Source organism: Bacteroides cellulosilyticus DSM 14838 (assembly GCF_000158035.1).
GTDB classification, from domain to species: Bacteria; Bacteroidota; Bacteroidia; order Bacteroidales; family Bacteroidaceae; genus Bacteroides; species Bacteroides cellulosilyticus.
The window spans coordinates 1154912-1164606 of sequence record NZ_EQ973491.1 but is presented as its reverse complement, the minus strand read 5'-3'; the positions used below and the strand labels follow the sequence as shown (position 1 = coordinate 1164606).

The window sequence follows — 9695 nt, the reverse complement described above, 5'->3', positions numbered from 1 at the left end:
AGACAGAAAGTATAAAACTTCCTTCAAGAGTTCTCAAAATGATGTATCTGCCTAAACCTCAGTCAGTAGACAACTTTGGCGATAAGAATACTCTGGTTGAACGTAGTATCGTAGAAAACATTAGGATATCTTTTTCAGTCCCCTTGGAGAATTTAAGATTTCCATTGATGGAACATATCTTGCTCTACTGGATAATAGTAAATTTCATCTATTGGCATATTACGAATAGTCGATTAATCAAAGATGAATTACAACTAAATTCCATTGTTTTTCCATTGCGTCCGGATAGGCTGATGTATGGTCTCCTGAACTTGCCTAGCTACTCTTTAAAGTAGAAACCACATTTCCAATGCACATCTTTACCATCATCCGTATTTATGTTTACTTAGATGTTTCTTTAACACAACGTACTGGAAATCCATGTCCTCTACCTGCAGCACTCGTAGGTCCTACTCCTTCATTTATTGCACCTAAATAGTTGGCAAAAGATGAAGAACTATTATATGGAGATGATGACCATACGCAACAATAATAGCCGATATTATAGATTTGCCCATTCCCACCATATCGATAACCAATTGCCGGATAAAAAGCTTGTTCGCCTGATGTGGAAGAAATGAAAAATCGGCGGCCATAAAGCAGTGTATTAAAATAACCTCCACCCTCAACTGTTACATTTATCTTATCCTCAATAGGTGAATTATAGTAGGTAGGAATCGTTGTATTATAATCCAGCATAGGAGGTATCTCACCTGTATTCGTTGTTGTAAAGTTAGTCCAGACATCTTGGGGAGGCATATGCCAGCCCAAAGGACAAGGATCATAAATCGTTTTTTGGGTAAATTTTGTATCGAGTGCCAAACTGTTTGTACCATTTACATCACTACCCCACAAATTATTAGAGGCTTTCCAAGCTGTTGTCGGTGGGAAACCGCCATAAATCCAGTTATATGATGGTATATACTCCGCATTGATGTCAGCCATGTCATATAAAATAAATGTAAGAGGATGAGCAATAGCATAAGCTATGATATTTGCAGTTGCTGTAGAAATCAAACTGTTCATTTTTATATAATTATCTCTTCGTAACGCAGGCTCATCAAGATGATTCCCATCTTTATCATAAATACTAATCTCACCCCTCTTATTTTTTCCTGAAGGAAACGGATCTTTCCTTCCAAACTGGTAAAATAGCCCCAAAGCTTTTTCTTCTGTATCTGAATTATAAAGTATTTCAGCTTCAGCGCCTACATTGCGATCCATCATAATCAAATTACGGGAAACTAAGCCATTGTAATAGGACGACACATCCATTATCCTAGGATTCGTCTTATATGTCTGCATAGGTATCTCTGCCAAACTAAAATGGGTTTTCCAAATATGCCAGCTCCACAGAACATTACCACTTCCGTCTTTTACCGCAATCACTGCATTCCCTTCAGCTTTCGGGCCAGTTTTGAAATAAACATATCCATCTTTCAGAATCACACCTTGTATTATTTGCCCATGACCATTGGTTTCCCAAACGAGTTCTGCACTTGTAGGACTGATAGCAGCATTAGCAGCCAAAGCACTTCCGGTCGGAGAAATCAATGCAGCAGTGGCAGCCCCATTTCCTCTCACTGTAGCTTTAAACTTATACCATGTATTTAGCTTCTTGGCAAGATAACAATTTGCCGTACCTGCACTACTCAAATCTTCTGTTCCCGTAAAATCTACAACAACCCTTGTATCTGTTGCCGCAACATCATTCAGAGTAATGTTATACGTATAATTGCCATTCCGCTTGATATTGAAATCACTTGTATTATTTTCTCCAAGATACACTGTCCACTTTGCAGTAACAGTGCCTATTGTGCCGTTAATTTCTACATATGTAGCATGTGCAGGCGCATTTGCAGTCGTTTTATCCTTTTGGGCAGAAATCGTTTTGGTTCCTCTACGGTTTTCAAACATATAGGATATTGTACCGACAGTGGTTGTACTACTTAGACTTATACCGCCACTGTTCAACCAAGTAGTATTTGTCGCATCTGCTGTACCGGATACATAGTAAGAGCTTTTAGGAAGATTATAAATTTTCAAATTAGTAATGTTAATCCCACTATTTTCTTTCACTTTAATCTTTAACTCAACTTTTGCGACCATACGAGTTAATACCAGTGTTCCCGACAATGTGTTTGCCCCCACCTTGATATTCACACTTTTCATGCTTCCCGTCATTGGCAGATTGGTGCCTTTATTCAAGTCATCCCAATTGGTCAGGCTGTATACCATACTTTTCAGATAAGACTCCTTATGCATGGTATATCCCTTAAACAAGTCAGCTTTACCCGTATTGGCAACGGCATATATGGTACATCCGGTAGCACTGCGCGTATTAATGGTAACCGTAGAACTACCCGTCTGGTATTTCTGTCCGATCAGCTCACCCGCACTGTTATAGACCAAAATGTGCAGGTCACTGATCACACTCTCATTGACTGTCCGAGTAACAAAATTCGCTTGTTCTTCTCCCTGCACTTCCACCCGAATGGTAGCGGGTAAACCCTCCTCCATATCCATATCCTCCATGCCCCCTTCTTCCGGTTGGCAAGAACTGCACACAGCCGCCATTGCTAACAGTGTGCCCAGCATGAACAGCACAAAAAGTACCTTCCAGCAAAACGGTATGGGTTCTTCCGTTTTCGGGTATACCCTGTATTCAAATAACCTAATCATACACTTTTTACTTACATTTCTACATCCTGACCGACCGTTCCCCAGGGAACCACACTCACAAAAACCTTAACCTCCGCATAACGAAAGTCTATATCAATGTTGGTCTGTTGCCCCACAGGGGCATACAAAGGACGAAGTTCATTATCTTTAGTGATAGTAAATAATTTCTCATCTTTCCGGTAGACGTCTATTTCCAACGGTTGTCCCTCCCCGGTAGGGAATATATGAAAAAGCGGTGCATAGACATCCCCCTCGGCATCGGTAACGGAAGCCGGTTCGTATCCGGCCCCGTCCCCCGAAGCCTCACCCATAAAATCCATTTCCGTACCGATGCAGTGTACGATGAAACGATATGCTTCACCGTTATAAGGATAACGTTCGGCAAGATAACGCGTGCGTATACTGAGGCCCGCCACCATACGTTCCATTACGAGCGTAATATCCGTTCCTTCCACACCCCGTGTGTTTATCTCCCCTATTTCTCTGCGACAATAGAACAGGTCTGTTAGCGGAATGTGTGTACCGTGGGTATATTGCCGAAGCTGGAGTTTCGCATCTTTCAGGGATGTTCCCGGTGCTATCTCCGTAGTAATCAGAGTATCTTCTTTCAGATTACCCCAAGCTACGAGCGTGAGCCGTTCGTCCTTGTCCTCTCCAAATGAAAAGTCCGAGAAGCCCTCAGAGGGAATCATTCTGACGAAACCTTGTTCATTAAAAAGATAGATATCCGATTTCTGCAAAACTCCATTTCCGGTAAGGTCGTTCCCGTCCGCATCCACCGCACGAACATGCAGTTCATACCGGGCACAACCTTCCATATCCTCACGCACGCACGAAACAAAACAGAGAAGAAAAAGAATTAGCAAAAAGATGGGGAATGTTCCGAAAACTCGCATAGGCTGGTACGGATTGGTTTATAATGTCATATCTGTCTCATAGAAAATATCACTCAAAAGTCACATTCTGATTGATGGTAAGCGCCCAATCGGCAACAGTAACCGTCAGTTTCAAAGTAGCAGGGTCTATTTCCTTACTATCATCATCCACCCCCTCTCCCTTGATAAGGGCGGTAAGCACGTATCGGGTATTAGCTGCTATGCTGCCTTTGTCTGTGCACTCTCCTCCTGTAATAGTGGTGTTCGCCTGTTTCTTATTAATAGTGATGGGATAATACCGGGTCACGGGAGCACTGGTTGAACCAGTTCCATCTGCATCAAATGTTCCTTTAATTATAAGTTTGGTCGGTGTAGCCGAAGCATTCGGAAATGCATAGAAGTAGTACGGAGTAGTGAGTTCCGTATTGGCTGTATGGGAGGACACCGCTTCATACAGGTATTTATTGGCCTTGTCACTCCCACTGATAGGAACACTGCCAGTCTTTTCAGCATTGACGGAACTATTCGCATTCTTCAGATAGATACCGGTCACGTTGAACGTGGCATCCTTGAATTGTCCCGCCTTGTCGAAAGCGATCTTAATGCTGCTGATGGATGTCCTCGCCACAAGACGGGTCAGTGCCGCAGTAGCCGTGGTTTCTGTACCCGCTGTGAGATTCTGTTTGTTCACAATTCCCAACATCGGGAGGTTGCTGGGCTTTTGCGCATCCGTTGCATCACCTGATCCAGCAGCCTTGGTTGTTTCCGAAAGAAGCATCAGCTTGGCTTTGAACCCGGCAAGGTTGGTTACTCCCGCAAAAAGCGCCGGGGAAGCATTGGCTACCACATAAATCATTTGCTCGTCGCCGGGTTCGCAAAGTATCGAAATCGTCTTTCCACTACCAGTCTCTGCATCTTTGATATCCTTGCCTGTGAATTCCCGCAAGGCATTGACAGGATTACCCGTTGCTCCGGTGAATACAGCCACCGTCAGGCGGTTGATCTGGGATTCATCGGTGGTGGGTAGAGTCCCCGTAGCACGGCTGTCCGCTGGTGCTCCCACTAATGTAAGTTCAAGTTTTGCAGTCTTTTCTTTCGGCTGCATTCCATTCTCGTTTTCATCACTGCTGCATGCAGACAGCGAAAGGGTTGCTGTTGCCAGCGCAGCCCACAAATAATTACTCGTTTTCATATATTATACCGTTTATGGTTATTATTTATTGCTTAATCTTTAATTTTCAATTTTTCTAATGCCTTAATCGCCTGTTCCACTCCGGCGGCGGCCGCCATCGTGAGGTACACCTCCGCCTTATCCCGGTTACCTTCAAGCAGACAGAGAATCCCCATGTTATTATAGGCTATCGGAAGGGTGGCAAAAGGCTCCAGATACCCACGCGCCTTAGACAGTTCCTTTTTGCTCAAAGCCACTGCCGCCGCATTGATGTTGGCTTCCGGACTCTCCGGGAAAAGCCTTGCAGCAAGGTCCAGTATATCATTATATTCAGTAGAACCCACCGGATAGCTACCTGCCACAGCAAAGAATTCATTCAGATGAAGAGCGCGCTGTTTTCCACTTCGTAGCAACTGAAGACTTTCAGTAGCGCCCAGAGGCTTGCGGGTGTATTCTATCCGATAGTCCACACGCATTACTTCAGGAAATATCTTCTCCATAAGATACTTGTAAGGCTTGCCGTCCGCAAACGACATCAGTATACGTTCGCGACCTTTAACAATCTCTATATTATTAATAAGATCGAGGGTAGCCTCTTTCAGTAGCATATCACTTTTTCTCACCAGGCTAGTGATGGAGTCCCAATCTTCAGAAATCCAACTCACATCCAGCAAGGCTCTTCCCGCCAGGCGGTTTTCACGTAAATACTCCTTTAACTTAAGAGCACGTATCAGGGCATTTGTCTCGTTTTTCTTCAGGTTTCCCACAGGGACACCGTAACCGGTTACACTGATTTTCGCCAATTCTGTACCCATCTCCTGACGTACATCATGCAAGGCGTCGCGAAGACGGCAGTAAATCTCGAAGTTCTGCTTTTCCTCGGAGAGTTCGCCAAGCTGCTTCCCGTCTTTCTGTCCTTCCTTCCGTTTGAAGTATGGGATAGATCCCGTTATGCAATGCAACGTGTCCTTGTCCGGTGCAGGCTGAATAAAGTTCACCAATGAAAGAAAATCGGCATCGATATCCGCATCCAACCGGGATACCTGCATCTTCGGCAGGCGGATTCCATCCGCTATCTTATCTTCATAAACATCCCCTTTCTTACCATGACAGGCACATTCCTGTGAACGCAACAAGAGTATAGCCCTCTCCATCCACTGCTCATAGGGCACCGACACTTTATAGGTAAACGCGCGGGAGGCCGCATGATCGTTGCGTATCACCACTGCCGGAATTGGCGAAGTGCGTACCTTAGCATTATTGCGTTTACCAGCCGCCAAAGCCTGTGTCCTCTGATATACTTTTTGTTTCTCCGCCCCGTTGATGAGTACGGCAGGAAGCTCCTGCTCGTATTCACCGTTTTTAAGTACGGGGGTCACGGTCAGCGACTCATCCGAAGGCATTTTCAGTCCTTCGAAGTCAACAGACAATTCCACATTCAGGTGCCCATTCGTCAGCGAAAAATGTTGTCCGGTAACAAATAGTTCTCCCCGGTAAAACTCCTGCCCAAGACAGAGACAGCACGTAGCGAACAGGAGTGTCAATGTCAAAGGAATACGGATTAAGTTTTTCATGCTCTATGTTTAATTACAAATTACTAAATTATAAACAACTCTCAATTTATCAGATATACCAGTGATACCGCAACCCGGGTTGGCGCAATGAAGTTTTTATGTTCGCCGCCAGTCTGTTCACCGCAATGCAAACAACGGTAGCGTTCATATCCGGTATGCAGAAATCCTACGCCGACGCTTGTCTCGATACTCCACCGGGGGGCGAGAATAAAGTGGTAGCCGTATGATACTCCAAGCCCCATAAAGTCCCCTTCATATCTTGAAGAACGTACTCCCCTAAAGAGCCCCAGAGGGATTTTCATACCTCCCACATTATATACTCCGTACAACAAATGCGCACCGAAGAAGTGCCCGCCAAAGGGCTGGCACATCCAGTAGCGCAGTTCAGGCTGCACAAACCAATGTTTCCAACGCTTGTCTCCGCCTGCCGGAAAAGGATTGTAATGAAAACCAGCTTCTAATGTGAGCCGATTGGAAAGCTTCACTTCCACCCCGAAATTGGGCGAAGAAAGTGCTCCCGTCAGCAGATCACTCTTCACTGCAAGAATCTGAGAATACAAGTCTGCAAGACAGAACAGCAGCATAATCAGGGACAATATGAAAGTATTTCTTTTCAAAAGGTTTCGCGGATTACGTTTACAACTCAAACAGCTTTATCTCTTTCAGATATTCCCTTGTGATATAGTTCACTATACCGAGTTTCTGCGCAGCTTTTCCATATCGCATGTGAAATTCTTCAGTAGTGGGGTGATTGCAATCCAGATGCTCACCAGTAGCTTCGAGGATATCGAGAAGGGAAACATCAGAAGAGTCACGTGCAGGGCTGTACACCTGTATATCACGGGAATCTCCCTTGTCAGACAGTTTTATGAGTCCGGCACTTAAAAGTTTTGAAAGCAGGATATCCATATCTTGCTCTGTAAGCTGGCAAGCATCCGCACGGATTATGTCTCCTCCCGCATAGATGTCGTTAAGTACTGCGATGGCAGCTTGTGTTTTGGATGTTATCATGATAATTGTTCTGTTTTATCCATTATATACACTGGCATTACCTTGTAGGTAACGGATATACACATATATAGCAAGACACAAGACTCATACAAGCCCGATATATACAAAAATTTATATGTACATACGTTTCACGGTGTACAATAATCCTTTTCCCGTCTTCAGCTTCCAGAAACGGGTAAGGGAAGTAGTATACAAATTTGCACGATGCAGGAGAAAATAATCATTCGCCAGACCTGTACACAGGAAGAGAAACTTGTAAAATCTGTAGTATTTGTTTTCTAATATAAATCACCAGTTGATAAATGCATGTAAACAAGCAAATAAAATATCTTTCTCTTGGGATTTAGAAATATATTATCTACTTTTGCGCCATAACAACATCTATATTACCTACAAGGTAATTTATCCATATTAAACTATAAATCAAGCATTTAATCTTCAAATATCATATTAGACTAGCTATCAAATATGTAATTCATTATAACCTTATTCGCCCGATCCATCCGACTATTTCCAAACCCCTTCATGTACCCCTCGGTAGTAGTTACGGAAGCGTGTCCCAGCCCTTCGGAAATGATTTCAATGGGAACGTGACAGTACTTGCCCGCAGTGGCCCATGTATGTCGGGCCGTGTACGATGTCACTTTACCCGGTACTTTCCTCCACAGAGCAAGCGCACGCAGTTTACTGTTAAGCAAGCGTAAAATCCGCAAGTAATCCCTGTAAGCAGCCATTCCTTCCAGACTTCCATCCAGAAAACAAAGTAAATAAGGCGAAGTGTCGTCCCGGTTCCGGTAGCGCTCCAACAACTGCATAGCTCGACTATCCACACGCGCAGAAAGCGGCATCCCCGTCTTTCTGCGGCGCAAGGTCAGATAGCCATCCTTCAAATCAGACTTCCGAAGATGGGCAAGATCAACAAAAGGCATCCCATGAAAGCGAAACATAAGCTCCAAGCATGCACGTGCCCACTCCATACCAGGAGAGATAATATCCAAATCCTTTTCTGCCAGTAATTGCCGCATATCATCCCGTTCCAGTACCCTCCGATGGTCTGCCTTGCGCCCTGTGAACACTTCCCTGAACAAATGAGGAACGAAAGGCACCAGTTTACGCACTACTGCCCGGTTATAAATCGCCCGAAGCATACGCATATAGGTAGAGATTGTATTCCACTCCAGGCCTTTTTCGCCCTTATGGAGCAGGTAATGCTCATATGCCTTCAACCACAGGGGCGTAATGCCCGACAGAAGCAAACCGTCGCCATCAAAGGTCATCACGGACCGCAGCACGCTACCACATACATGGGCGGTACTGTACTGCCCGTTTCTTTCAAGTTCAGTGACCACCGAACTCATAAAATTGTTTAAATAGACTGTCTTCATATTCATTCATTTTTTCGCACGTTATTGCACGCGCATATACTACGTCACAAACAGGCATTAAAGACAAATGTTTCATTACAATACTATCTTTAACCACCGTCTTTAAGTTTTGCCAGAGATGTTAATTTGACAGATATTTGCACCAAAGGTCAGAGGCGGGTAATTGAGAGTCCCGTAGAGAAGCCATGCGTTCCTCTACGAGCAAAGCACCCTTCCTCGTAGAGAAACGACCTATTGGTCGTAGAACAACATCGACATACCGTAATCATTTGATTTTCCATCGTTTGCCGGAGTAACACATCTGCCTTCTTCCACTGCTCCGAGGAACGCTCCCCGCCACAGGAACACAAACGTATGGAAATATTTTTCACTTCAAAACAATATACAAAATGATTACAGTTACCATTCAGGTAAAGCCCTATCTCGCGGCTTACCTGCAAAGCGCATACGCGCATTGTACCATAGAGGGTGCCATCCGTTTCACAAAAAATCAGAATCTTTACAGTTGCTTACTACAGCTCACCACTCCCCGCCCCAAAGGTGTGTCATGGCGGGATCAGGGAAATATCACCTTTTCCCTACCCTGCCCCAGTGTAGGGAAAGATCCACGAACCTACAATTATTTAGGAGAAGAAGCCGTGAAAATCCTGGAACAGGAAATCAACTATGAAATGAGAATGGATTATTACCGCTTCCTGCGCAGGAACAAGTTTAAGAACGGGATGATGTTTACAAGGGCTACGGAGTTGTATCTGGAAGAGCACGGAATGACGGAGCTTATACCGGAAGAGACGTTGCTGAAGAGTTATTTTTTGTGGGTGAAGAAGGTGGAAAAAAAATAAAGCACCAAAGCCTTTTTATGTAGTACAAGACACAACAGATGTAAACATATAAAAAACATCTCCCCAAAGGAAGAGTTCATTTTTGTGTTAGATCATAGGTTGAAGAAGAGAAAAGA

9 protein-coding genes are annotated in these 9695 nt (G+C 44.2%); 2 read left to right on the top strand and 7 right to left on the bottom strand.

The window, feature by feature from the left end; genetic code table 11:
• On the top strand, positions 1 to 335 hold a 335-nt coding region (locus tag BACCELL_RS27145), incomplete at its 5' end, for a hypothetical protein (RefSeq protein ID WP_007213122.1).
• Positions 336 to 381: 46 nt separating this feature from the next.
• Here BACCELL_RS27145 and BACCELL_RS16720 read toward each other — a convergent pair.
• The 7 genes from BACCELL_RS16720 to BACCELL_RS16690 form a co-directional block, all read right to left on the bottom strand.
• The gene (locus BACCELL_RS16720; RefSeq protein ID WP_007213121.1) at positions 382 to 2721 is read right to left on the bottom strand and encodes a DUF4906 domain-containing protein; all 2340 of its coding nucleotides are present in this window, start codon (positions 2719 to 2721) and stop codon (positions 382 to 384) included.
• A gap of 11 nt (positions 2722 to 2732) precedes the next feature.
• Positions 2733 to 3539 (bottom strand): FimB/Mfa2 family fimbrial subunit, encoded by an 807-nt coding sequence (locus BACCELL_RS16715; protein ID WP_007213120.1) that lies wholly within the window; start codon positions 3537 to 3539, stop codon positions 2733 to 2735.
• A 127-nt stretch (positions 3540 to 3666) separates the two neighbouring features.
• The gene (locus tag BACCELL_RS16710) at positions 3667 to 4788 is read right to left on the bottom strand and encodes a fimbrial protein (RefSeq protein ID WP_007213119.1); all 1122 of its coding nucleotides are present in this window, start codon (positions 4786 to 4788) and stop codon (positions 3667 to 3669) included.
• Positions 4789 to 4820: 32 nt separating this feature from the next.
• On the bottom strand, positions 4821 to 6341 hold the full coding sequence (locus BACCELL_RS16705) for a DUF3868 domain-containing protein (RefSeq protein ID WP_007213118.1): 1521 nt from the start codon (positions 6339 to 6341) through the stop codon (positions 4821 to 4823).
• A gap of 41 nt (positions 6342 to 6382) precedes the next feature.
• Positions 6383 to 6925 (bottom strand): DUF3575 domain-containing protein, encoded by a 543-nt coding sequence (locus BACCELL_RS16700; RefSeq protein WP_007213117.1) that lies wholly within the window; start codon positions 6923 to 6925, stop codon positions 6383 to 6385.
• A gap of 52 nt (positions 6926 to 6977) precedes the next feature.
• Positions 6978 to 7352 (bottom strand): hypothetical protein, encoded by a 375-nt coding sequence (locus BACCELL_RS16695; protein WP_007213116.1) that lies wholly within the window; start codon positions 7350 to 7352, stop codon positions 6978 to 6980.
• A gap of 455 nt (positions 7353 to 7807) precedes the next feature.
• Positions 7808 to 8743 (bottom strand): tyrosine-type recombinase/integrase, encoded by a 936-nt coding sequence (locus BACCELL_RS16690; protein WP_007213114.1) that lies wholly within the window; start codon positions 8741 to 8743, stop codon positions 7808 to 7810.
• A gap of 383 nt (positions 8744 to 9126) precedes the next feature.
• On the opposite strand from BACCELL_RS16690, the gene BACCELL_RS16685 reads away from it, so the two are divergent.
• Positions 9127 to 9579 carry a hypothetical protein gene (locus BACCELL_RS16685; RefSeq protein WP_007213113.1) on the top strand — a complete coding sequence of 151 codons (453 nt, stop codon included), beginning with the start codon at positions 9127 to 9129 and terminating at the stop codon, positions 9577 to 9579.
• The last annotated feature ends 116 nt before the right edge of the window (positions 9580 to 9695 follow it).